Source organism: Herbiconiux ginsengi, from assembly GCF_900107435.1.
In the GTDB taxonomy this organism is placed as follows: Bacteria; Actinomycetota; Actinomycetes; order Actinomycetales; family Microbacteriaceae; genus Herbiconiux; species Herbiconiux ginsengi.
This window is the reverse complement of record NZ_FNPZ01000007.1, coordinates 62557-86060: the sequence shown is the minus strand read 5'-3', so window position 1 is coordinate 86060 and position 23504 is coordinate 62557. Positions and strand designations below refer to the sequence as shown.

The following is a 23504-nucleotide window of genomic DNA, read 5'->3' as shown; positions in this document are numbered from 1 at the left end:
CTACCGCCTCACCTGACCAAGGTCCCATTTCATGTCGACGCCGGTGCTGAAGCAAGTCTGACCGACAAGCGGATGCGTGGCCGCGACCTGACGACTCCCTTCCCCGGCGTGCGCATGGTCGCCGAGGCGTCGATAGGAGGTGGCGACGGCGCTTCGTTGTTGGCCCGCTGCCTCGCCTACTCGACGCGACAGAGCGCGGGTCAGGTGTTCAGCCATGCGACGGCTGCCCGACTCTGGGGCGTGCCGTTGCCGGCATGGCTGCAATCCGACCCGCGACTCCATGTCTCGACCGTCGATGGCGCCAATCGACCCCGGCTGATCGGCGTCGTCGGGCACGAACTCACCGATCCGGCGCTCCGGATCGTCACACGACTCGGGGTTCGGGTGCTCGATCCGGCGACGGTCTGGTTACAGCTCGCAGCAAGGCTTCCCCTCGACGACCTCATCGCCGCAGCCGATCATCTCGTTCTCACCCCTCGCCGCGCCGACCTCAGCGATCCTCGTCCCTACGTCGCCCTGGATCGACTCTCCGATCGAGTCCGGCGATTCCGCGGGCGCGGACGGCGGAACGCCCTCATCGCGATCGGTCAGGCTCGAGACGGGGCGGAATCACCGAGGGAGACCTTGCTGAGGCTCTCCTTGATTCGGCACGGACTCCCGGAGCCCGCCTTGAATCTTCCCCTCTTGGATGCTCGCGGCGGGCGGATCGGGTTCGGCGACCACGTCTACCCGGAGTTCCGCGTCGTCGTCGAGTACGACGGGGAGCAGCATCGCACCGACTCGAAGCAGTTCCTGCACGACATCGAGCGCCACGAGGCGCTCGTGCGTGCCGACTGGCTGCATCTTCGGGAGACGAAGGAGACTCCACGCTCCGGACCGCGCTCAACCCCCTGGCGCACCGAGCGGGCTCTCCGTGTGCGCGGCTGGCGACCATGACCGCCGCTCCTCCTTGCGACCCGCCAATACTCGCCCACTTTTCCGGGGGAGAAGGGCGGATATTGGCGGGTCGGGAGGCAGGGAGGAGGAGGGGAGGAGGAGCGGAGGATGAGGAGGGGGAGGGGAGGGTCAGGCGTGGAGGGTGGGGTTGAGGGTGACGCCGGCGCCGGAGCGGGAGACGGCCTCGACCGCGCCCGAGAGGGAGTTGCGGCGGAAGAGGAGGTTCGGCACGCCGGAGAGGGCGACCGCTTTAACGATGCGGTTCTCCTCGTCGGAACCCGATCCGTCGATGAGCACCACCTTCGTGCCCGCCGTGACGTAGAGCCCGGCCTCCACCACGGAATCGTCGCCGATCGAGATGCCGATGCCCGCGTTCGCGCCGAGCAGCGCGCGCCGCCCGATCGAGACGCGCTGCGTGCCTCCGCCGGAGAGGGTGCCCATGATGGAGGCGCCGCCGCCGATGTCGGAGCCGTCGCCCACGACGACGCCCTGCGAGATGCGCCCCTCCACCATCGAGGCGCCGAGCGTGCCGGCGTTGAAGTTCACGAAGCCCTCGTGCATCACGGTGGTTCCCGGAGCGAGGTGGGCACCGAGACGCACCCGCGAGGCATCCGCGATGCGCACCTTCGCCGGGGTGACGTAGTCGAGCATCCGGGGGAACTTGTCGACACCGTAGGCCTGGATGCCCGCCCGCTGGAGCGAGGGGCGCAGACGATCGAAGTCGTCGGGATGCACGGGGCCGGCGTTCGTCCACACCACGATCGGCAGGTGGGCGAAGATGCCGTCGAGGTTCACCGAGTTGGGGGCGACCAGGAGGTGGGAGAGCAGGTGGAGCCGCAGGTAGGCATCCGGGGTCGACTGCGGAGCCGCCGCCAGCTCGATCTCCACGGTCGCGACCTCGATGGTCACGTTGCGGCGCGCATCCGGGCTCGCGAACGCCACGAGATCGTCAGGGCGTTGCGTTTCTGCGGGCGCGCGGCCCAGCGCGGGAGCCGGGAACCAGGTGTCGAGCACAGTGCCGTCGCCGGCGAGAGTGGTGAGGCCGTAGCCCCAGGCGTGCGTGGGCTCGGTCAGGACTTCATCAGGCATGACTCAAGCGTATTGGGCCCGGAACCCTAAACTTGTGGAATGCCTGCTTTCGACCCCGCGCATCCGGTTCTCGATCTCACCGAGTCGTCGGTGGTGCTGACCCAGCAGATCTGCGACGTCGAGTCGGTGTCGGGCAACGAGACCCTTCTCGCCGACGCGATCGTGGCGGCGCTGGCGGATGCCGCCCACCTCGAGATCTTCCGCGACGGCGACACTATCGTGGCCCGCACCAACCTCGGCCGCGCCCAGCGAGTGGCGATCGCCGGACACATCGACACCGTGCCGCTCAACGCGAACCTGCCCACGCGCTACGAGACGATCGACGGCGTCGACTACCTCTGGGGCCGTGGCACGGCCGACATGAAGGCGGGCACGGCGGTGCAGCTGAAGCTCGCCGCCGAGCTGGTGGCGCCCACGGTCGACATCACGTGGATGTGGTACGACCACGAAGAGGTCTCGAACGACCTGAACGGCCTCACCCGGCTCGCCGCCAACCGGCCCGACCTGTTCGCCGCCGACTTCGCCATCCTCGGCGAGCCGAGCAACAGCCAGATCGAGGGCGGCTGCAACGGCAACCTGCGTGCCGAGATCCGCGCCTACGGGCTGCGCGCCCACTCGGCCCGCAGCTGGGTGGGCGACAACGCCATCCACAAAGCCTCGAGCATCCTCGACACCCTCGCGAACTACCGGGCGCGCGAGGTGGAGGTCGACGGGTTGGTCTACCGAGAGGGACTCAACGCGGTCGGCATCTCGGGCGGAGTGGCCGGCAACGTCATCCCGGACGAGGTGATGGTGCACGTGAACTACCGCTTCGCGCCCAGCCGCTCCGGAGAAGAGGCGATCGCGCACATCCACGAACTCTTCCCGGGCTTCGACGTCCGGATCGTCGACCTCGCCGAGGGAGCGCGCCCGGGGCTCGACGCGCCACTCGCGCAGCGTTTCCTCGCGGCCGTGGGCGGGGTCGCCAAGCCGAAGTACGGCTGGACCGACGTGGCCCGCTTCTCGGCCATGGGGGTCCCCGCCGTGAACTACGGCCCGGGCGACCCGCTGAAGGCGCACGCCGACGACGAGCGGGTGAGCATCCAGCAGATCATCGACTGCGAGGCCGGGCTCCGGGCCTGGCTGACCGCGGGCGAGCCGGCCGACGGTCAGCCGGCCGAACCCGTGGCCGAACCCGTCGCCGACTGAGCCCGCCCGTGTCGCAGCAGCTCGCCCGCGCATTCGGCGCGCAGCCCGCACCGCCGGTGCGTTCCCCGCGCCCGTCTCGGCTGCTGCTGCGCTACCGGATGACACCGTGGTGGCTCCGGGTGATCGTCGTGTTTGCGCTCTCCCGCGTGGTGACCACGATCATCGTGCTGCTCTTCGCGCGAGCACAGGGCGCGAATCCGTGGACGGGCCCGAATCCGCCCTATCTCAGCTACGCCGCGATCTGGGACGGCAATTGGTACAAGATCATCTCGTTCTACGGCTATCCGGCTCAGCTGCCGGTGACGGCCGACGGGCACGTGGGCGAGAGTGCGTGGGCGTTCATGCCCGGATACCCCTTTCTCGTGGGCGGCATCCGCTTCATCACCGGGGCCCGCTGGGAGCTCATCGCCGTCGTCGTAGCCGTGGCCTGCGCACTGGGCGCGGCCCTGGTCTTCTACCGCCTGATGCGGCACGTGCTGAACGACTCGAATGCCGCGCTCTTCAGCGTGGTGCTGTTCTGCGTGGCCCCGCTCTCGCCGCTGTTCCAGTTCGCCTACGCCGAGTCGATGTCGCTGCTGCTGCTCGTCTCGGCGCTCTACCTCGTGGTCAGGCGCCGCTACGCCTGGGTGTTCCCGATCGTCGCCGTGATGGCCCTCACGAGGCCGTCCGGGCTCGCCTTCGCCCTGTTCGTGGGCTTGCATCTCGTGCACCGGTTCCTGGTGCGGCGCACCGATCCCTTCCCGGTGCGGGAGCGGGTGATCACCGTGGCGCTGGCCGCCTTCAGCGGGGTCATGGGTCTGGTGTGGCCGCTGATCGCCTGGATCGGCACCGGATCGATGAGCGCCTACACCGACACCGAGTTGGCCTGGCGGGCGTCGTACATCGGCTACGGGGAGCTGGTGCCGTTCACCGCATGGTTCCAGGGCGGCAACTGGTGGCTGGGGGAGCCGTGGGGCATCCTCGTGGTCGCGCTGCTCATCATCGGATTCGCCGTGTTCCTGTTCCTTCGGCCGGTGAAGCGGCTCGGCGTCGATCTGCGGCTGTGGCTGGCGAGCTACGCGATCTATCTGCTCGCCGTGTTCTTTCCGCAGTCGAGCACCTTCCGGCTGCTGATGCCACTGTTCCCGGCGCTCGGCGCGCTGGCCTTGCCCCGCTCGAAGATCTACCGGATCGCGCTCGTGCTGGTCTGCATCGCCGGGCAGGTGGGGTGGATGACGATCGCCTGGGGAGTCGACGGTCGTGACTGGACACCGCCGTGATCTTCCGACCGTGAACCCCGGTCGAACATCGGGTGAAACGGATGTTCGACACCCGATGAGTTTCATCACGCGTGGCGCATCGGCGATAATGGATACCGACACCACGAAAGGGGAGCCGAATGGCCGCCATGAAACCCAGGACCGGAGACGGACCGATGGAGGCAGTGAAAGAAGGACGCCTCATCATCGTGCGAGTGCCGCTGGAGGGCGGGGGGCGCCTCGTCGTCTCCGTCAACGACGCGGAGGCGAAAGAGCTTCACGATGCACTCGCCGGGGTGGTCAACCCCGCTTAGGCGAGTTGCTCACGACGACCTCGGTGCCTGGCACCGGGGTCGTCGGCTTTAACGCTCGCCGACGCGCCGGGGGTGACGGCTCAGCTGACGATCTTGGTGACCTGCAGCAGCCCGTCTCCGGCGGGGGAGAGCGCCACCAGCACCGCCTCGGAAGCCGAGAGCTCGGTGATCAGGGTGCGGAAGTCGCCCACGGTGTCGCCGCGTTGCACAGGATCGGCCACCTTGTCTTTCCACAGCGCGTGCGGCACCAGCACGGTCCCGCCGCGGCGCACGAGCCGGAGGGCGTGCTCGACGTACTCGATCACCGATGCGGCGTCGGCGTCGACCAGCACCAGGTCGTAGGAGTTCTCGTTCAGGCGGGGGAGAACGTCGCCCGCCCGGCCGGTGATGAGGCGGATGCGGTTGGCCGGCACCTTGGCCTCGAGCAGCGCCGCCCGGGCGACCTGCTGGTGCTCGAGCTCGGTGTCGATGGAGGTGATCGTCGCATCCGGAGCCCCCTTGAGCATCCAGAGGGCGGAGACGCCGAGTCCGGTGCCGATCTCGACGATCGATTTGGCGGCCGTCGCCGCGGCGACGACGGCGAGTTGGCTGCCGATGGCGGGCGAGACGGACTCGACACCGACCTCGGACGCGTGCGATCGGGCCGCGATGATCTGCGGGCTCTCGACGACGATGTCGTCGGCGTACTTCCAACTGGATTCTTTGCTTGACACGGTGGGCCTCCGATGCCAGCTTAGGCAACCGGCCGCCTGCTCCCTGGGAGCCACGCCCCACAGCTAGCTCTCGGCGACGGCTGTATGATTTCAGAGTGTTCGGGTTGACCTTTGAGAAGCTGCTGCTGATCGGTGTGATCGCGGTCTTCGTGCTGGGCCCGGAACGCTTGCCGGGATACGCGGCCAAGCTCGCTCAACTCGTCCGCACCGTTCGCGACATGGCCAACGGCGCCAAAGAGCGCATGAAAGACGAAATGGGCCCCGACTTCGACGAGGTCGACTGGAAGAAGCTCGATCCGCGTCAGTACGACCCACGGCGCATCATCCGCGAGGCGCTGCTCGACGACGAGCCGGCCGCGCCGGCCGTGCGTCCGGTGACCCGAACGCCCGGAGCCGCACGACCGGAGCCGGCGTATCTGCAGCACAAGGCGAAGTCCGCGGGCGGGCCGGTGCCGGTCGCCGGCGCGGGCGCCGGGGCCGCGGTTGCGGGAGCCGGCCTTGCGGGAGCCGCCGGTGCCGCCGGAGCCGCCGGTGCCGATGGTGCGGTGGATGCCGACGCGGGTGCTGCTTCCTCGGATGCGACGCTCGACGGGGCCGAGACCCCGGTGGCGGTGGACGCTGCCGGTGCGGTCGCCGAGCCCACCCCGGCGTACGACTCCGAAGCCACCTGACTCGCGTAACCCCGGGTACCGCCAGAAGCGCTGACGTCGAAGAAGTCGTTGTGCGCCGGTGCAGTTCTGGGGTGCGGTCTGTGCCCGAGGGTGCTGCGTCAGCCTGCGGGCGCGGGCGCGGGCGTCGCCGCAAAACCGCAGTGGGCCGCGATGAAGTCGTAGAGAGCGAGCCGCAAGGTGTCGCTCGACGGCACCGGGACCGTGCCTGACGGGCCGTCGGTCACCTCGAGCACCACGGGCAGGAAGGTGCCGCGCTTGTCCTCCGCGATCGAGTGCGGATCGCAGCGGGCCGGTACGGCGTCGAGTGTGAACTCCCGCACCGCGCCGCCACCCGGCACCGTTGCGTCCAGCGGCCAGGTCGTGCCGTCGGCGGGGGCGAGCAGGATGGTGAAGCGCGCCTCATCGAGCAGCAGTTCACCCGTTCCGCCCGAAGGGTCGACGCGCAGGGTCAGGTGCGCCACCGAGTCGCCGCCGGCACCGGTGACCTCGAGAGTGTCATCCAGGGTCAGCGCTGCGATCCCGGCCACCGCTTCGTCGAGGCAGTCCTCGGCGGCGATCCGGGGGAGCACGCCGAACGGGTCGGCGGGTGGGCCCGTCACTTCTCGGGTGGTTCCGGATGCGTCGGCCACGGTGATCGTGAGGCTCGGCGTGGTCGCGTCCGGGGTCGGGCAGACCGCCGCGGGCAGCTGCACGGGCAGGTGACGGGTGAGACCCGCGGGCACCGCGGACGAGGCGGCCTTCGTCCACGCCGCGGGCTCGGCGAACTGCGCCGATTCGAATCGCGCGCCCACCACCGTGATCGGGTCACCGGCCTCGTTCGTGACCGAGACCTGCAGCACTCGGGTGGCGTAGTCGGGCCGGTTCTGCAGGATCGAGAGCCCGAGGCCGTCGACGACGGTGGCTGGTGCCGGGGTCGTGGCGGCTGTGGGGGTGGGGCGCGCCGACGGCGAGGCATCCGCACCGCCCGGCCCCGTGCATCCGCTGAGCGCGAGCGAGGTCGCCACCAGACCGCCGGCCAGCACGACGCCACGCCGACGACGCCGCAGGGTCATACCGGCGAGAGACCGAGTTTGCGGCCCGCCAGATCGCGTCCGCGCCGGGCCATCCGGTCGGCGACGGCACGGATGGCGACACTGGCGGGATCGGCCGGGTCGGCCAGCACGACCGGTGAGCCCTGGTCGCCGCCGGTGCGCAGCCCCAGGCTGATCGGCACCGAGGCGAGCAGCGGCACCTCCGAGCCCTGTCGGGCGCTCAGCCGGGAGGCGACATCCGATCCTCCGCCCGCGCCGAAGATGTCGAGGATGCTGCCGTCGGGGGCCGCGAACCCGGCCATGTTCTCGATGACGCCGTAGACGTGCTGCCCGGTCTGCATCGCGACCAACCCGGAGCGCTCGGCGACGTCGGCCGCCGCAGCCTGGGGGGTGGTCAGCACGATGACCTCGGCGTTCGGCAGCAGCTGACCGATCGAGATCGCGATGTCGCCGGTGCCGGGCGGGAGGTCGAGCAGCAGCACGTCGAGGTCGCCGAAGTAGACGTCGGTGAGGAACTGGTTGATCGTGCGGTGCAGCATGGGTCCACGCCAGGCGACCGCGCCACCGGTGGAAGAGGCCTGATCGGGATCGATGAACATGCCGATCGAGATCACCTTCACCCCGAAGGCCACGGGCGGGAGGATCATGTCGTCGACCCGGGTGGGGCGGGCCGCCACTCCCGCGTCGTCGACCAGGCCCAGGATGCCCGGGATCGAGAACCCGTAGACGTCGGCGTCGATGAGACCCACCGAGAGTCCGCGCTCGGCCAACGCGACGGCGAGGTTCGCCGTGAGCGTCGACTTGCCCACGCCGCCTTTGCCGCTGGTGACGGCGTAGACGCGGGTGAGCGAGCCAGGCCCGAAGGGCATGACCCGCTGGCCGGGGCCCCGGAGCTTCAGGGTGAGGGCGGCGCGCTCCTCCTTGGACATGACGGAGACGTCGACGAGCACACCCGCGATGCCGGGAACCGCCGCGGCAGCCTCGCGCACGTCGCGTTCGATGGTGTCGGCGGCCGGGCATCCGGCGATCGTCAGCTTCACGCCGATCGTCGCGTGGCCGCTCTCGCTCACGTCGACCGACCCGACCATGTCGAGCTCGGTGATGGGTTTGCGGATCTCCGGATCGATCACCCGTGCCAGGGCACCGCGCACGGCCTCCGCGAGAGCGCCGTCTGCTGCGGACACGATCAGTCGCTCGTCGTGCGGGAGGCGCCGGGAGGGCTGGACGCTGCGGCCGAACCGACGGCACCGGTGGGCCCGGTGGCCGGCCGGTCGCGATCGAGTTCTTCGAGAAGTGACCGCAGCTCGGCGCGGATGAACTCCTTGCTCGCCATGTCTTGCAGCGCGAGCCGGAGCGCCACCACCTCGCGGGCGAGGTACTCGGTGTCGGCGAGGTTGCGCTCGGCGCGCTGCCTGTCTTGCTCGAATTGCACGCGGTCGCGGTCGTCCTGCCGGTTCTGGGCGAGCAGGATGAGCGGAGCGGCATACGAGGCCTGGAGCGAGAGGATGAGGGTCAGCGCCGTGAACCCGATGGCCGCGGAGTCGAAACGCCACGCCTCGGGGCCGAGGGTGTTGAACAGCATCCAGACGACGACGAACAGGCTCAGGCCGAAGAGGAACCACGGTGTGCCCATCCCGCGCGCGATGGCCTCGGTGAGGCGGCCGAAACGATCGCGATTGGGGGCGGCGACCGAACGACGGCGGGGGAGCACGCTGCTGCGGCGCCCTTTCGGGGCATCCAGGGAGTTGTCCTGCTTGGTGTTACGACGTGCCATTGGTGGTCCTCCTTCCGCGGTTCATCAGTCGCGGCGCTCCGCTCTGCGCTCGCGTCGGCGTGCGATTCGGCACCCGGTCGGGAGCGTCGTCATCGCTGTCGTTACTTCGCCAGTCGTCAGGCAAGAGGTAGTCGAGGACATCGTCAATGGTCACCACCCCGACCAGTCGGTGGTTGTCGTCGACAACCGGCACGGAGACGAGGTTGTAGCTCGCGAGGATGCGCGACACCACGGCGGCGCTGGTGTCGGCGGTGACCGGCTCCAGGCCTTGGTCGAGGATGGTGCCGAGGCGCTCGTGCGGCGGGTAGCGGAGCATCCGCTGGAAGTGGACCATGCCGAGGAAGCGCCCGGTCGGCGGCTCGTAGGGCGGCAGGGTGACGCAGATCGCGGCGCCGAGGGCCGGAGCGAGCTCATGCCGGCGGATGAGCGCGAGACCCTCCGCCACCGTGGCGTCGGCGGAGACGATGATGGGCTCGGTGGTCATGAGCCCGCCGGCGGTGTCGGGGGCGTAGGCGAGCAGCATGCGCACGTCGTCGGCCTCTTCGGGCTGCATGAGCTCGAGAAGGTGCTCGCCGCGCTCCTCGGAGAGCTGAGCGATGAGGTCGGCCGCGTCATCCGGCTGCATCTGATCGAGCACGTCGGCGGCCCGGTCGTCGTCGAGCTGGGAGAGGATCTCCACCTGCTCGCTCTCCGGCATCTCCTCGAGTACGTCGGCGAGACGGTCGTCGGGCAGTTCTTCGGCCACCTCGAGCATGCGGGCCTGGGGGAGGTCGAGAAGGGTGTTCGCGAGGTCGGCGGGCTTCAGGTCGCTGTAGGTGGCGATGAGCTGCTCGGCCGACTGCGCCTGGCCGACCGCGGTCTTCTCGCGCACGTCGCTCCAGTTGGCGAACACGGTCGCACCCTTGGCGAAGGGGGAGGAGCTCGTCTTCGGACGGCGCACGAAGAGCTGGGCCACCGCCCACTCGCCCGGGCCGAACTCCTCGATGGCCACGTCTTCGATCGTGGCCTGGCCGGAGCCGTCGGTGAACACCACGGTGCGGCCGAGCAACTCGGCGATCACCCGCACCTCACCACCGCGCTGCTCGAAGCGGCGCACGTTGATGAGACCGGTGGTGATGATCTGACCGCTCGAGATGCTGGTGACGCGCCCGATCGACACGAACACGCGGCGCCGGCCCGGGATCTCGACGATCAGACCCACGACGCGTGGGGGGTCGCTCTTGCGGTAGACCACGAGAACGTCGCGCACCTTGCCGAGCCGGTCGCCCGCGGGGTCGAAAACGGTGCACCCCGCCAAACGGGCGACGAAGACTCTGGTGGCACTCACATGTCTAACTTAGACCTTCGAACCGTGTGCTTCCGGGGCGTGCGCGGCGCGCGCCGGCCGCGTCGCCGCATCCCGGTGCCGACCGCCTTCCCACCCGGCATGGATATGCCCGTGGAAGAATGAGCGCGTGACCGATCGACCACCCTTCACCCGCCGCGGGATGCCGCGTGAGCCCGTGCTGCCGCGCGGGGAGGTGGTGGCGACCTTCGACAGCTACCAGGAGGCACAGGCGGCGGTCGACCGCCTCGCGCACGCCGAGTTCCCGCTCCGCGAGGTCTCGATCGTCGGCAGCGACCTGAAGAGTGTCGAACGGGTGACCGGCAAGCTGAGTTACGGCCGGTCGGCGCTCGCCGGCGCGCTGTCGGGCCTCTGGGTGGGATTGTTCTTCGGGTTGCTGCTGGTGCTGCTCTCGCCCACCGGCACGACCCCGTTGTTCATCGGTGCCGCCGCGTTGATCGGTGCGGGGTTCGGACTGTTCTTCAACATCGCGGTCTACAGCATCGGGCGCCGTCGCCGCGATTTCACCTCGGTGATGCAGGTGATCGCGACGTCGTATTCGGTGCTCGTCGGCGCGGAGTTCGCCAACCGCGCCCGCAACCTGCTCGACGCTCCCGCGGCTCCGTAACCCGCGCTCACGCGCCCCTCGGCCGCACGTGCCCGGCGTGGGGCCTCGGCTCGGCTCTCCGGGTGCCCGGGCTGCTCACCCCTCCGGGTTCAGGCGGGCGAACCAGGCCTCCACGTCGTCGGCCGTGCGCGGGATCGCGATCGAGAGGTTCTCCGCGCCGTCGGCCGTCACCAGGATGTCGTCTTCGATGCGCACGCCGATGCCGCGCATCTCCTCCGGAACCGTCAGGTCGTCGGGCTGGAAATAGAGCCCCGGCTCGATCGTGAACACCATGCCCGGCTCGAGGATGCCGTCGAGGTACAGCTCACGCCGTGCCTTCGCACAATCGTGCACGTCGATGCCCAGGTGATGGCTGGTGCCGTGCACCATGTAGCGGCGGTGCTGCTGGTTGTCGGCTTCGAGCGCCTCCTCGGCGGTGACCGGCAGGAGCCCCCATTCCGCAGTGCGTCGCGCGATCACGGCCATGGCCGTCTGATGGATCTCACGGAATCGGATGCCCGGACGCACGATCGCGAACGCCGCATCGGCCGCCTCGCGCACCGCCTCGTAGATCTTCCGCTGCACCTCGGTGTAGCGCCCCGAGACGGGGATGGTGCGGGTGATGTCGGCCGTGTAATAGCTGTCGAGCTCGATGCCCGCATCCATCAGGATGAGGTCTCCGGGCACGACCGGGCCGTCGTTCCGTGTCCAGTGCAGGATGCAGGCGTGCGGGCCCGAGGCCGCGATGGTGTCGTAACCGACGGTGTTGCCGTCGAGGCGCGCCCGGGTGTTGAACACTCCCTCGACGAGGCGCTCGCCGCGCTCATGCTGCGAGCTGCGCGGGAAATCGGCGATCACGTCGTCGAACCCGCGAGCCGTCGCATCCACGGCCAGGCGCATCTGCTCGATCTCGTAGGCGTCTTTGACGAGCCGCATCTCGGAGAGGAACTGGTGGAATCCGGCGTCACCCTCGTCGCCCGCTCCTGCCGGAAGATCCCCGGCCGCTTCGCGGACGACCAGCGTCGACGCGTCGAACTCGACGGTCTCGAACGCCGCGATCCCGCGCGTGGCCAGCGCCAGGTCGCTCGCCACCTGGGCCAGCGAGGGGCGCGGGCCGATCCAGAACTCCCCGATCTCGGGGTTGGCGTAGAACTCGTCGGAGTCGCGCCCGGCCCGCTCGCGGAAGTAGAGCGTGTATTCGTGCCCCTCGGCCGTCGGTTCGCCGACCAGGAAGGCGCCGGGTTCTGAGTCGGAGCCCCAGCCGGTGAGGTAGGAGAAGGCGGAGTGGGCGCGATAGGGATAGTCGGTGTCGTTCGACCGTTGCTTCGCGGCGCCCGACGGAACGATCAGCCGCTTGCCGGGGAAGGCTCCGGAGAGCCGGCGCCGGCGCTCGGCCGCGAACGGCGCCTGCGCACGGGCGGGCGGCAGCACATCGGCGCGCTCGGCCCAGCGGCTGCCGATGTACTCGCGGAACACCTCCGACGCCGGCGTGGTGGAGCGGTTGCTCGTGGCGCGAGGCGTCGGCGCCTCGGTCGCCTGGTGGCCGGCGGTGCTGTGCGCGGCCGTGTTCTGCTCGGCGGTGGTGCTGGTCTCGGTCGTCTCTGCCATGCATCCATTCTCCCACTCGATCCTCCGAGCTTCGCCGGACGGCCGCGGTCTGTGGACGAGTCGCCGACTGGCTACGATTGTGGAATGTCTTCCGATCGGCTGTTCCGGGGGCCGATCGATCTGCACACCCACAGCAGGGTCTCCGACGGCACGGAGTCGCCTGCGCAGCTCGTGCGTGCGGCCGCCGAGGCCGGGCTCGGAACCGTCGCCCTGACCGACCATGATTCCACGGCCGGCTGGGCCGAGGCATCCACCGCGGCCGTCGGCAACGGCATCACGCTCATCCCGGGCATGGAGCTCAGCACGCGCGTCGAATGGTCGAGCGTGCACATGCTCGCCTATCTCTTCGACCCGAACAACGCGAAGCTGGTCGCGGAGACCGCGCGCATCCGGGAGGCCCGTCTGCATCGGGCCGAGGAGATGGTGGCGCGGATCGGCCGCGACTACGACCTCGAGTGGGACGACGTGGTCGCCCAGACCGATCCGGGCTCCACCGTCGGACGCCCGCACATCGCCGACGCCCTCGTGGCGCGCGGCCTCGTCGGCACGCGCAGCGAGGCCTTCGAGGGCATCCTGCACTGGCGCGCCGGCTACTACCAGCCGCACTACGCGCCCGATCCGCTTGCCGCGATCGAACTCGTGGTGGCGGCCGGGGGAGTGCCGGTGATGGCACATCCGGCCACCCGCAGCCGCACCGATGTCGCCTTGGAAGGACGGATGCGCAGCTACGCCGACGCGGGCTTGTTCGGCCTGGAGATCGATCACCGCGAGAACACCCCGGAAGGCAGGGTGCGATTGCGTGCACTCGCGGCCAAGTACGGCCTGGCGCTCACGGGATCGAGCGACTACCACGGCGAGGGCAAGCCCAACCGTCTCGGTGAGAACACCACGGCCCCCGAAGTGGTCGACGCCCTGATCGCCCGCGCAACCGGCATCACACCCGTCTACGCTGGCTAGCTGCCTCGGGCGCCGTGCTTCGCGCGGCTTCCTCGGGCGTCATGTTCGCGTGAGGTCGCTTTGCGGCCTCGCGCTCACCTTGGGTCATCGACAAGGGCCTGCTGCGTTCGTGTCCCGTCCCCATTCAAGCGGGTCGGGACTGCGCGCTGTCGGCCCTTGTCGACGGCACCAGCACCCCTATTCGGCGCGAGGGGCGCGACGGCGGGTGCGCGAACGGCGGCGGGGCGCACTGTTGCCGTCGTGGTGCTCGGAGCCGGCACCGGTCGACGTGGACTCCGTGGCCGCGGCCGAGCCCTGGTCGCCGGTCGCAGTCGGGAAGGTCTCGTTGAAGCTGCGCGGGGCGCTGTCGGAGCCCGCCGCGCCGCCCGAGCGGCTGCGGCTGCGGTTGCGCGGAGGACGGCTGTCGGCGGCGCTGCCGCCGGACGAACCGCCACGGGAACTGCCTCGCCCGCCACGGTCGCGGTCGCCTGAACCCGAGCCTGATCCCGACTCGGCGGTGCGCGAGGTCGGCTTGAGGCGCCCGCGGGTGCCTTCGGGGATGTCGAGGTCGGTGAACAGGTGCGGCGACGACGAGTAGGTCTCGACCGGCTCGGGCTGCCCGAACTCGAGGGCGCGGTTGATGAGCGCCCACTTGTGCAGGTCGTCCCAGTCGACGAAGGTCACCGCGATGCCGGTCTTGCCGGCGCGGCCCGTGCGGCCCGCGCGGTGCAGGTAGGTCTTGTCGTCGTCGGGGATGGTGTGGTTGATCACGTGGGTGATGTCGTCGACATCGATGCCGCGGGCTGCGACATCCGTGGCGATCAGGATGTCTTTCTTGCCGGCCTTGAAGGCGGCCATGGCGCGCTCGCGCTGCTCCTGGTTGAGGTCGCCGTGCACGGCGGCGGCGTTGAAGCCGCGGTCGTTGAGCTCTTCGACCAGTTTCGCGGCGGCGCGCTTGGTGCGCGTGAACACGACGGTCTTGCCGCGACCCTCGGCCTGCAGGATGCGGGCGATGACCTCGTCTTTGTCCATGTTGTGCGCACGGTAGACCAGGTGCTTGATGTTGGCCTGCGTGAGCCCCTCGTCGGGGTCGGTGGCACGGATGTGGATGGGCCGGTTCATGAAGCGGCGCGCCAGGGCCACGATCGGGCCGGGCATCGTGGCGGAGAAGAGCATGGTGTGGCGGGTGGGGGGAGTCTGCGCGAAGAGCTTCTCGATGTCGGCGAGGAAGCCGAGGTCGAGCATCTTGTCGGCCTCGTCGAGCACCATCTCGCTCACCGCGCCGAGGTTCAGCAGGCGCTGGCCGGCGAGGTCGAGGAGGCGGCCCGGCGTGCCGACGACGATCTGGGCGCCGGCCTTGATCTGCTCGATCTGGCCCTCGTAGGCCTTTCCGCCGTAGATCGACACGATCTTGGTGCTGCGGTTCTGCGCCGCGAAGTCGAGGTCTTCGGTGACCTGCACGCAGAGTTCGCGGGTGGGCACGACCACGAGGGCCTTGACGCCGGGAGCCGGGTCGAGGCCGAGGCGCTGGATGAGGGGCAGACCGAATCCGAAGGTCTTGCCGGTGCCGGTCTTCGCCTGGCCGATGATGTCCTGCCCGTCGAGGGCGAGGGGGATGGTCTGCTCCTGGATGGGGAACGGTTCGAGGATGCCTTTGGAGGCGAGAGCATCGACCATGTCCTGATCGATGTTGAGTTCGGTGAAAGTCACTTGGATACCTGTCGTGGATGCGAGGCCGCCGGTGGTGAGATCGGTGCTGCGCGAGACGTGCGCGGCGACAACCGACGATGGCGTCGGGCGGCGGCGATTGCCCCGAGTTTCGTCAGGGCCCGGCACGAGTTTAGTCGACCGGTGGGGTGAGGGCGGCGAAACGGCTCGCGACGCGCGAAAAGCGCGCCGGTGCGCCCCGATAGGATTGGCGTCGTGTTCGGATTCCTCCGCCGCCCGAAGGTGCGCATCGACATCCCGCGGTTGAAGCCGAGGGTCGACACGTCGACCTATCCCAAGGTGAATCTGGCCGAGCTGACTCCCGAGGTGCTGCCCTACCTGGGGCAGGCCGCCTACGTGCAGCTCGCGGTGTTCGAAGAGGTCTCGGATGCGATCGCGGCGGCTCCCACGGTGGCCGCCAAGCAGGTTCTCGCCCCGGCCGCGAGCCAGGCGCTCGACAAGCACGAGCGGCTGGTCGCGGAGATCCGCCGCCGGGTCGACACCCCGGCGGAGGTGATGGCCCCGTTCACGGTGGGGATCGATCGGTATCGCGCCCTGGTGAAGGGATCGGACTGGTACGAGCAGCTCGCGAGCGTCTACCTCACGGCCGGCATCCTCGACGACTTCTTCTCGCTGCTGGCCGCCGGGCTGCCGGGTGACATCGGTCCGCGCTGCATCGCGATCCTCGACGCCGAGACCGGCCGCCGGGCGATCGTCGACGTGCTCTCGGAGGCGATCACCGCCGATCCGGTGCTCGGATCACGACTGGCCATGTGGGGTCGCCGGGTGGTGGGCGACACCTTGCTCGTCGCGCGATCCGCGATCCACCTCACGGGCAACCCGGAGTCGGACGAACAACGGATCGAGCCGGTGTTCACCGAGATGATCGCCGCCCACACGCGACGCATGGACAAGCTCGGGCTGACCGCCTGAGCCGCGCCGACAACCTGCGGGTCAGCCCGCGACCGGGATGTGCCGCGACAGCAGCGCTTCGAGCCGACGCTGGTCGTGCTGCTTGCGCGTGCGCCCGATGAGCAGGTCGGCGATCACCACGACGGCCGCGGTGACGACCAGCGTGACCGCCCAGATCCACCCGCCGTCCCACGCCCAGCCGAGCCAGGTGAGGCCCACCCAGACGACCGCCGAGACGACGGCGCCGATGGCGGGCACGAGCACGACGCCGTGGCGATCGCGGTTCGGCAGGAAGTAACGGGCGCCGAGACCGAGGATCACTCCGCCGAGGGTGATGAACAGCAGTTCCATACTGGGGACGTTAGCCGACGAAGCCGACGCGGCGCGACTCTTCGCTGCCGATCTCGACGTAGGAGAGCGAGGCGACGGGCACGAGGTAGACCTTGCCCTTGTTGTCGCTGAGCGAGACGTGCGTGCCGCCGCCGCCGAGCGCCGCCGCGATGGCCTGCTCGATCTCAGCGGGAGTCTGGCTCGACTCGAAGTTGAGCTCACGGGGCGAGTTAGCGATACCGATTCGGATGTCCATCTGGTGTGCCTTTCACGTCACGTGATCGGATTGACGACCACCTGCCCAGATTACGGCACCGCTCCGGCGCATCCGGCCGATCCGCGAGGGTCGGGCAGCAGCCCAGAGCGAACAGCCGTCGGGGAGGCGTCCGATGTCGGAGGAGGCCGCTAGCGTGGGGGCCGTGAAAGAAGGTGCCGCCATCGAACTCGACCCCGTGCAGCGGTCCGTGCTCGAACGGCCGGCCGACGCCTCCTTCGCCGTGATCGGTGCGCCCGGCAGCGGTAAGACGGTCACCCTGCTCGAATTGGTGGCCGACCGCGTTCAGCGCTGCGGGTTCGCCCCCGAGAGCGTTCTCGTGCTGGCGCCCACGCGGCAGAGCGCCACGCGGCTGCGCGATCGGGTGGCGCTGCGCCTCGGAGTGCCGAGCAACGGGCCGCTCGCGCGCACGCCCACGTCGGCCGCGTTCGAACTGGTGCGCCGGAACTCCGCCGCATCCGGTCGCCCGGTCGCGTTGCTGACGGGGGCGGAGCAAGACAGAATCATCGCCGAACTGCTCGAGGGTGCCCTCGAAGACGCATCGGCGGGGCGGGCCGCGGTCGACTGGCCTGAGCACCTGCCGCCGGAGGTGCGGCGATTGCGCGCGTTCCGCACCGAGCTGCGCGAGCTGATGATGCGCGCTACCGAGAACGGTGTCTCGGCGGCGGCGCTGCGCGAGCTCGGCCTGCGCCATGAGGTGCCGGAGTGGGTGGCCGCATCGGCATTCTTGCGCGACTACCACGCGACGGTCGAAGGCTTCGAGGCTGCTCGGCTCGACTCCGCCGAACTGCTGGCCGAGGGGCGGCGGATCGTGCGCAGCTCGGGCGCACTCTCCGGCGTGCGGCTCGTGGTGGTCGACGATTTCCACGACCTCGCGGTGGGGGCCGTGAACCTCGTGCGCGAGCTGGCGCGCCAGGGGGCCGCCGTGGTGGCGTTCGGAGACCCGGATGCCGCGACCGCCGGTTTCCGCGGATCGGACGTGCGGGCGCTCGGTCAGTTGTCCCGCGCCCTCGGCGTCCCGACGGCGTCGCCGGTCGTGCTGCGCACCTCCTACCGGCAGACCGGGGCGCTGCGGGTGTTCACGCGGCGGGTGACGGAGCGGATCGGCACGGCGGCGGCAGGATCGCAGCGTGACACGCGTGATGTGGTCGTGGGCGAGGCGGGCGCGGGCGGGCGCGTGCTCACCGTGCAGGCGGATTCGCGGGCGGCGGAGATCGCCACGATCGCGCACATCCTGCGGGAGCGCTTCCTGCTGCACGACACCGACTGGTCGCGGATGGCGGTCGTCGTGCGCTCGGGCGCCCTGGTGCCCGCCATCGCCCGGGGCCTCGCCTTGGCCGAGGTGCCCACGCGAACACTCTCGGCCGTGCAGGCGCTCCGCGACGACTACGCGGCGCGCCATCTCGTCGAAGGACTCGCGATCGCGATCGGGGCGGCCGAGCTGACCCCCGAGACGGTGACCTCGGTGATTCTCGGTCCGCTCTGCGGCGTGGATGCGGTGGGCCTGCGCCGCCTGCGGCTCGCCCTCCGGCACGACGAGCTGGCCGGTGGCGGCGCACGCCACGCCGACGAGCTCCTGCGCGAGGCCGTGCTGACGCCCGGTGCGCTGGTCACCATCGACTCCGCGCCGGCCCGTCGGGTGGCGGCGCTCGGCACCACCCTCGCGAAGCTCGCCGAGAGCCACCGGCGCGGTGCGACGATCGAAGAACTGCTCTGGGAGCTCTGGCAGCGCACCGGCCTCGCCAAGCGCTGGGGCGAGCTCGCCGCGGGGTCGGGCATCGTCTCCGACGAGGCGAACCGCAACCTCGACGGCGCGGTCGCCCTGTTCACCGCGGCGAAGCGCTCGGTCGAGCGAGAGCCCGAACGCCCGGCCGAACTCTTCATCGACGAGTTCCTCACGGCCGAAGTACCCGAAGACACCTTGTCGCCGCGCTCGCGCAGCGGCTCGGTGCTGGTCACTACGCCCACGGGTGCGGTGGGCGTCGACGTCGCGGTCGTGGTGGTCGCGGGTCTGCAGGAGTCGGTCTGGCCGAACCTCCGCCAGCGCGGCTCGTTGCTGCACGCGCAGCGCCTGAGCGCTCTGGCCGAGGCCGGCGCGGAATGGGGCGGATTGCCCGCTGACGTCCCACCCCGAGGCGGAGGTGCAGACCTCGGCGGCCATGTGGAGGTCGGCGCGAGTGGCGACAGCGACCGTGGCGCCCGCCCGACGACCCCGCTCGAAGACACCCGGGCCGAGGTGCTCTCCGACGAGTTGCGGATGTTCGCACTCGCCGTCTCACGGTCCCGCGAGCTCACGGTGCTGAGCTGCGTCTCCAACGACGACGAGCAGCCCTCGCCGTTCTTCGGCCTGGCGCCCGACGCCGATCCGGTGCGCCCGGCGCGCCATCCGCTCTCCCTGCGCGGTCTCACCGGGCACCTGCGTCGCCGTCTGGTGGAGGAAGGGGACCCACGGGCCGCCTCGGCCCTCGCCCGCCTGGCCACGGAGCAGGTGCCCGGTGCGCATCCCGCCGACTGGTACGGCCTGCTGCCCGCCTCGACCGAGGAGCCGATCGTCGACCCCGACGACGAGGAGGCGGTGGTGCGCGTCTCGCCGTCGCGCATCGAGGCGTTCGAGCAGTCACCGCTGGTGTGGTTCATCGACCACGTGGCCGGCGGGTCGAAGGGCCTCGCCGCCGGCATCGGCACCATCGTGCACTCCGTGATGGAGCAGGTGGCGGCCGATCCGGAGGCCGAACTCAGCACCGAGGAGCTGTGGCGGGCGGCCGAGGAGCGCTGGAGCGAGCTGCGCTTCGAGGCGCCCTGGATCGAGGAGCGCGAGAAGCGTGCACTGCGCACCAAGCTCGACGGGCTGTCGGAGTACCTGCGTCATTTCGCGGCGGCCGATCACGAGCTGCTCGGCGCAGAAGCGCCCTTCGCCTTCCGGCAGGGGCGCGCCCAGGTGAACGGGTCGATCGACCGCGTGGAGCGCCGCTCCGACGGCCGGGTGCTCGTGATCGACCTGAAGACCGGAAAATACCCGGCCTCGAAGGCCGACCTGCCGCGGCACGCCCAGCTCGCCAGCTATCAGCTCGCGGTGCGGTCCGGGGCCGTCGAGGGTTTCGACGGTGCCGGGGGAGCCGGTGAGGCTGCGCCCGCGAAGTCGCTCGTGGCGATGGACGTGGCCGAGACGTCGCTCGCGGCGACGGAGGCGGGGGGCGCCGCCCTGCTCTACGTGGCGAAGGGCGAGCGCGGCCTGCGCTTCACCCTCCGCGCGCAGGAGCCGCTCGACGACGAGGCGCTCGCCGACATCGCCCGGCGCATCGAAGAGGTGGCCGAGGGGATGGCCGGCGCCACCTTCCGGGGCGTCGCCGAACCCGAGGAGCGCGACCACCAGAACTCCTACGACTACCGCATCCAGCTGATCAAGGCGGTCTCCGAGTGACCGACGCGCTCTTCGATCTCGAGGCCCTCGACGATCCCGAGGCCTTCGGGGCCCTGCCGCGCCATCCGTTCGGCGCCCGCGAAGCCGACGGTGGAGCCGGTGACGACGCGGATGCGACCCTCGGCCCGGTCGAGGGCGCCCGCCTCTCCGCCGTCGAGATCGCCGAGCGGCTCGGCCTGCCGCGCCCCACCGAACAGCAGCGGGCGGTGATCGAGGCGCCGCTGGACCCGCGCATCGTGGTGGCCGGCGCCGGCAGCGGCAAGACCGAGACCATGGCGAACCGTGTGGTGTGGCTGATCGCCAACGGCCTGGTGGGCGTGCCCGAGGTGCTCGGTCTCACCTTCACGCGCAAGGCCGCCGGCGAACTCGCCGAGCGCATCCGGCACCGCCTGAAGCAACTCGCCGACGCGCACCTCACGGAGCTCGTCTTCGATCCCTTCGACACGCCCTCGATCGCCACCTACAACGCGTTCGCGAACAGCATCTTCCGCGAGAACGCGGTGGTGATCGGCCGGGAGGGCGAGGCCGCCGTGCTGAGCGAGGCCTCGGCCTGGCAGCTCGCGCGCAAGGTCGTGGTGTCGAGCGCCGATCAGCGCCTGCTGCGGGTGGAGAAGTCGGTCGACGTCGTGACCTCGGCCGTGCTCGCGCTCAGCCGGGCGCTGGCCGAGAACGTCGTGGAGTCGGCCGCGGTCAGTCGCTACGCGGAGCGTTTCAGCGCGCTCACCGAGCTCCCGCTCGGCTCGGCGCGGTTGCGCGGTGTGCCGACCGAACTCGCCAAGGCGGTCGAGAACGTGGCGACCTTGCCGCTCTTGCTCGAACTCGCGGATGCCTACGCCGCCGAGAAGGTGCGCCGTGGCTACGTGGAGTACTCCGACCAGATCGCGCTCGCCCTGGCGATCGTCGAGGGCACCCCGCGGGTGGTGGCCGATTACCGCGACCGCTATCGCGTGGTGCTGCTCGACGAGTATCAGGACACGAGTGTGGTGCAGACGCGGCTGCTCTCCGCGCTGTTCCGGTCGCATCCCGTGATGGCCGTCGGCGACCCGCACCAGTCGATCTACGGGTGGCGCGGCGCGAGCGCAGCCAACCTGGCGCGGTTCGGCGCCGATTTCGACGGGAACGCGCATCCGTTCGCCCTGTCGACCAGCTGGCGCAATCCGCGGCTCGTGCTCGACGCGGCGAACGCCCTGGTCGAGCCGTTGTCGGCGACCGCCGGGGTGCCCGTGGAGCAGCTCGGGCCGAGGCCGGGTGTGACGCGCGGCACCCTCGAGGTCTCGTTCACCGAGACCGTGCGCGACGAGGCCCGGGAGGTGGCGAGCTGGCTCGAACAGCAGCTGGCCGTGCGCGACGCGGAGGGTCGCCGGCGCTCGGCCGCGCTCCTGTGCCGCTCGGTGAAGAAGGTGGAGCCGTTCACCGCGGCGCTCGATGAGCGGGGCATCCCGTATCACGTGCTCGGCATAGGCGGCCTGCTCGGACAACCCGCTGTCGCCGACCTGGTCTCGACCCTGCGGGTGCTCTATCACCCGACCGCGGGGCCCGACCTGGTGCGGGTGCTCGGTGGGGCACGCTGGCGCATCGGCACCAAAGACTTGATGGCCCTCCGGAACCTGGCGTCGTGGATCGCGCAGCGCGATCACCGTTTTCAGAAGCTCGACCCGAGCGTCTCGGGGCAGCTGCGCGGATCGGTGGTGGCCGACGAAGACCGCTCGATCATCGACGCCCTCGACTTCCTCGCCACCGCGTCGGCCGAGCACGGCGCGGTGACCGGTTTCAGCGAGGCCGGCCTCTCGCGCCTGCGTCAGGCCGCCGCCCAATTCGCCTACCTGCGCACGCGGGCCGGCCTCGGTCTCGTCGACTACGTCGATCTGGTGCAACAGGAGCTGCTGCTCGACATCGAGGTGCTCGCCAGTCCGCATGCCGCGTCAGGACGGGCGAGTCTCGACGCCTTCTCCGAGCAGCTCGACTCCTTTCTCGCGCTCGATCCGGCGGCCGGGCTCGGCGAGTTCCTGGCGTGGCTCGAAGAGGCGGAGAAGCGCGACCGGCTCGAGCCGCGAACCGAAGAACCGGAGCCGGGCACGGTGCAGATCCTCACCATCCACGGGTCGAAGGGCCTGGAGTGGGATGTGGTGGCCATCCCGCGGATGGTCGAGAGCGAGCTTCCGGGCGCTCCGATGTCGAACCTCGGCTGGCTGGGGTTCGGCGAGCTGCCGTTCGACTTCCGGGGCGACTCGGCCGAGCTTCCGGCGCTCGCCTGGCGCGGTCTCCAGGGCCAGAACGAGTTCAAGCCGGCCTTGGAGTGTTTCAAGGCGGCGAATGCCGATCACTACGCCGCCGAGCAGCGCCGGCTGATCTACGTCGCGGTCACCCGAGCCCGTTCCGATCTTCTGCTGTCGGGCTCGTTCTGGACGACGGGGGTCAAGAAGCTGCGCGGGCCCGGCCAGTACCTCCGCGAGCTCGACGAGATCGGACTGGTGGCGTCGGGTGCGCTTCCGGAAGCCACGGTGCACGACGAGAATCCGCTGGCCGAGTCGGAGAGCTGGGCGGCGTGGCCGCGCGATCCGCTCGGAGCCCGGCGGCCGCGGGTGGCGGCGGCGGCCTCCGCCGTTCTGGCAGCCGACCCGGGGGCGTCGACGCCCTACGACCACGACATCGAGCTGTTGCTCGCCGAGCGGGCCGCTTTGCGCGGCGAACGGATGCTCGACGTGCCGGTGCGCATCCCGGCCTCCCGTTTCAAGGACTACGTCTCCGACCCCCAGGCCGTGGTGCGTGCACTGCAACGCCCGATGCCGGAGCGACCGTTCCGGGCCACGCGGCTCGGCACGCGGTTCCACAGCTGGGTGGAGGAACGGTTCCGGCAGCAGGGCGGCAATTCGCTGATCGATCTCGCGCTCGTGTCCGGGGAGAACCTCGACCTCTTCGACGACGAGTCGGATGCGGCCGACGACGGGTTCGCGGTGGAATCCGGTGGCGGGTCGGGCGAAGCTGCGGCCGGGTCGCCTGAGCCGTCCGAGTTGCCCGAGCAGGCCGATGAACGGCGTTTCGCGGAGCTGGTGGCGACGTTCGAGGCATCCGAATTCGCCGACCGGCAGCCGGTCGAGGTCGAGGTGGAGATCCATCTCGTGCTCGCCGATCGCGTGGTGGTGTGCAAGATCGACGCCATCTTCGCCGAGGGCGATTCGTTCCAGGTGGTCGACTGGAAGACCGGCAAGGCACCGGCCGACGAAGCCGACCTCGAGCTGAAGCAGCTGCAGCTCGCGCTCTACCGTCTGGCCTACGCGCGGTGGAAGGGCATCGACGTCGAGCGGGTCGACGCGGCGTTCTACTTCGTGGCCGACGACGAGGTGGTGCGCCCCGAGCGGTTGTTCAGCGAGGCAGAACTCGTGGCCCTCATCCGCGACTCCCTGCTCTAGCGGGGAGGGCGCGCCGCACCG

19 protein-coding genes and 1 pseudogene are annotated in these 23504 nt (G+C 70.3%); 10 read left to right on the top strand and 10 right to left on the bottom strand.

The genetic code is table 11. From position 1 onward, the window contains the following. The first annotated feature begins 72 nt into the window (after positions 1–72). Positions 73–936 carry a hypothetical protein gene (locus BLW00_RS21045; RefSeq protein WP_092557934.1) on the top strand — a complete coding sequence of 288 codons (864 nt, stop codon included), beginning with the start codon at positions 73–75 and terminating at the stop codon, positions 934–936. 129 nt (positions 937–1065) lie between these two features. Here the strand turns inward: BLW00_RS21045 and dapD are convergent, their stop codons facing one another. Beyond that, positions 1066–2025 carry a 2,3,4,5-tetrahydropyridine-2,6-dicarboxylate N-succinyltransferase gene (gene dapD / locus BLW00_RS21040; protein ID WP_092557932.1) on the bottom strand — a complete coding sequence of 320 codons (960 nt, stop codon included), beginning with the start codon at positions 2023–2025 and terminating at the stop codon, positions 1066–1068. A 39-nt stretch (positions 2026–2064) separates the two neighbouring features. On the opposite strand from dapD, the gene dapE reads away from it, so the two are divergent. The 3 genes from dapE (at position 2065) to BLW00_RS21025 (ending at position 4765) form a co-directional block, all read left to right on the top strand. Beyond that, complete coding sequence (gene dapE / locus BLW00_RS21035) at positions 2065–3213, top strand: succinyl-diaminopimelate desuccinylase (protein ID WP_092557930.1); 1149 nt, start codon at positions 2065–2067, stop codon at positions 3211–3213. Between the two features lie 8 nt (positions 3214–3221). Next, the gene (locus BLW00_RS21030; RefSeq protein WP_245741728.1) at positions 3222–4472 is read left to right on the top strand and encodes a mannosyltransferase family protein; all 1251 of its coding nucleotides are present in this window, start codon (positions 3222–3224) and stop codon (positions 4470–4472) included. Positions 4473–4591: 119 nt separating this feature from the next. Next, a complete protein-coding gene (locus tag BLW00_RS21025) occupies positions 4592–4765 on the top strand; it encodes a DUF3117 domain-containing protein (protein WP_022897336.1) in 174 nt (57 codons plus the stop codon). Positions 4766–4845: 80 nt separating this feature from the next. On the opposite strand, the gene BLW00_RS21020 is transcribed toward BLW00_RS21025, so the two are convergent. Continuing rightward, positions 4846–5478, bottom strand: coding sequence for an O-methyltransferase (locus BLW00_RS21020; RefSeq protein ID WP_092557928.1), 633 nt, complete (start codon positions 5476–5478; stop codon positions 4846–4848). A gap of 95 nt (positions 5479–5573) precedes the next feature. On the opposite strand from BLW00_RS21020, the pseudogene BLW00_RS21015 reads away from it, so the two are divergent. Continuing rightward, positions 5574–5859 (top strand): annotated as a pseudogene (locus BLW00_RS21015) (Sec-independent protein translocase TatB); the annotation flags it as partial. A gap of 388 nt (positions 5860–6247) precedes the next feature. Here the strand turns inward: BLW00_RS21015 and BLW00_RS21010 are convergent. Genes BLW00_RS21010 through BLW00_RS20995 form a run of 4 tightly spaced genes read right to left on the bottom strand, consistent with a single transcriptional unit; the run spans position 6248 to position 10281 of the window. Further along, complete coding sequence (locus tag BLW00_RS21010; RefSeq protein WP_092557926.1) at positions 6248–7201, bottom strand: hypothetical protein; 954 nt, start codon at positions 7199–7201, stop codon at positions 6248–6250. Continuing rightward, positions 7198–8370 carry a P-loop NTPase gene (locus BLW00_RS21005; protein WP_217634465.1) on the bottom strand — a complete coding sequence of 391 codons (1173 nt, stop codon included), beginning with the start codon at positions 8368–8370 and terminating at the stop codon, positions 7198–7200. Before BLW00_RS21005 ends, BLW00_RS21010 begins: the two co-directional genes overlap by 4 nt. Further along, positions 8367–8954, bottom strand: coding sequence for a DUF1003 domain-containing protein (locus tag BLW00_RS21000; RefSeq protein WP_092557924.1), 588 nt, complete (start codon positions 8952–8954; stop codon positions 8367–8369). The genes BLW00_RS21005 and BLW00_RS21000 overlap by 4 nt, the downstream gene beginning before the upstream one ends. Then, positions 8941–10281, bottom strand: a complete 1341-nt coding sequence (locus BLW00_RS20995) for a magnesium transporter MgtE N-terminal domain-containing protein (protein WP_092557922.1) — start codon at positions 10279–10281, stop codon at positions 8941–8943. The genes BLW00_RS21000 and BLW00_RS20995 overlap by 14 nt, the downstream gene beginning before the upstream one ends. A 127-nt stretch (positions 10282–10408) precedes the next feature. Between BLW00_RS20995 and BLW00_RS20990 the strand changes: the two genes are divergently transcribed. Continuing rightward, positions 10409–10906: a general stress protein gene (locus BLW00_RS20990; protein WP_245741726.1), complete on the top strand. Its 498-nt coding sequence runs from the start codon at positions 10409–10411 to the stop codon at positions 10904–10906. A gap of 75 nt (positions 10907–10981) precedes the next feature. Here BLW00_RS20990 and BLW00_RS20985 read toward each other — a convergent pair whose 3' ends face one another. Further along, entirely contained in the window at positions 10982–12493 is a 1512-nt protein-coding gene (locus tag BLW00_RS20985) for an aminopeptidase P family protein (protein WP_092557920.1), read from the bottom strand. A gap of 84 nt (positions 12494–12577) precedes the next feature. On the opposite strand from BLW00_RS20985, the gene BLW00_RS20980 reads away from it, so the two are divergent. Continuing rightward, positions 12578–13450 (top strand): PHP domain-containing protein, encoded by an 873-nt coding sequence (locus tag BLW00_RS20980; protein ID WP_092557918.1) that lies wholly within the window; start codon positions 12578–12580, stop codon positions 13448–13450. A 177-nt stretch (positions 13451–13627) separates the two neighbouring features. Here the strand turns inward: BLW00_RS20980 and BLW00_RS20975 are convergent, their stop codons facing one another. Next, positions 13628–15139 carry a DEAD/DEAH box helicase gene (locus BLW00_RS20975; protein ID WP_092557916.1) on the bottom strand — a complete coding sequence of 504 codons (1512 nt, stop codon included), beginning with the start codon at positions 15137–15139 and terminating at the stop codon, positions 13628–13630. 213 nt (positions 15140–15352) lie between these two features. Between BLW00_RS20975 and BLW00_RS20970 the strand changes: the two genes are divergently transcribed. Then, positions 15353–16069, top strand: coding sequence for a ferritin-like fold-containing protein (locus BLW00_RS20970; RefSeq protein WP_245741725.1), 717 nt, complete (start codon positions 15353–15355; stop codon positions 16067–16069). Between the two features lie 21 nt (positions 16070–16090). Here the strand turns inward: BLW00_RS20970 and BLW00_RS20965 are convergent, their stop codons facing one another. Then, positions 16091–16399 carry a hypothetical protein gene (locus BLW00_RS20965; RefSeq protein WP_092557914.1) on the bottom strand — a complete coding sequence of 103 codons (309 nt, stop codon included), beginning with the start codon at positions 16397–16399 and terminating at the stop codon, positions 16091–16093. A 10-nt stretch (positions 16400–16409) separates the two neighbouring features. After that, entirely contained in the window at positions 16410–16634 is a 225-nt protein-coding gene (locus tag BLW00_RS20960) for a DUF3107 domain-containing protein (RefSeq protein ID WP_092557912.1), read from the bottom strand. A 163-nt stretch (positions 16635–16797) separates the two neighbouring features. On the opposite strand from BLW00_RS20960, the gene BLW00_RS20955 reads away from it, so the two are divergent. Together BLW00_RS20955 and BLW00_RS20950 are read left to right on the top strand one after the other, a co-directional pair. Continuing rightward, complete coding sequence (locus tag BLW00_RS20955; RefSeq protein ID WP_245741724.1) at positions 16798–20073, top strand: UrvD/REP family ATP-dependent DNA helicase; 3276 nt, start codon at positions 16798–16800, stop codon at positions 20071–20073. Further along, on the top strand, positions 20070–23483 hold the full coding sequence (locus BLW00_RS20950) for an ATP-dependent DNA helicase (protein ID WP_245741723.1): 3414 nt from the start codon (positions 20070–20072) through the stop codon (positions 23481–23483). The genes BLW00_RS20955 and BLW00_RS20950 overlap by 4 nt, the downstream gene beginning before the upstream one ends. Positions 23484–23504 lie beyond the last annotated feature (21 nt).

Coding starts and splice junctions, on each gene's coding strand:
- BLW00_RS21045 (WP_092557934.1), top strand. CDS start 73: ATGCGTGGCCGCGACCTGACGACTCCCTTCCCCGGCGTGCGCATGGTC.
- BLW00_RS20985 (WP_092557920.1), bottom strand. CDS start 12,493: ATGGCAGAGACGACCGAGACCAGCACCACCGCCGAGCAGAACACGGCC.
- BLW00_RS20960 (WP_092557912.1), bottom strand. CDS start 16,634: ATGGACATCCGAATCGGTATCGCTAACTCGCCCCGTGAGCTCAACTTC.
- BLW00_RS20980 (WP_092557918.1), top strand. CDS start 12,578: ATGTCTTCCGATCGGCTGTTCCGGGGGCCGATCGATCTGCACACCCAC.
- BLW00_RS21025 (WP_022897336.1), top strand. CDS start 4,592: ATGGCCGCCATGAAACCCAGGACCGGAGACGGACCGATGGAGGCAGTG.
- BLW00_RS21000 (WP_092557924.1), bottom strand. CDS start 8,954: ATGGCACGTCGTAACACCAAGCAGGACAACTCCCTGGATGCCCCGAAA.
- BLW00_RS20965 (WP_092557914.1), bottom strand. CDS start 16,399: ATGGAACTGCTGTTCATCACCCTCGGCGGAGTGATCCTCGGTCTCGGC.
- dapE (WP_092557930.1), top strand. CDS start 2,065: ATGCCTGCTTTCGACCCCGCGCATCCGGTTCTCGATCTCACCGAGTCG.
- BLW00_RS21010 (WP_092557926.1), bottom strand. CDS start 7,201: ATGACCCTGCGGCGTCGTCGGCGTGGCGTCGTGCTGGCCGGCGGTCTG.
- dapD (WP_092557932.1), bottom strand. CDS start 2,025: ATGCCTGATGAAGTCCTGACCGAGCCCACGCACGCCTGGGGCTACGGC.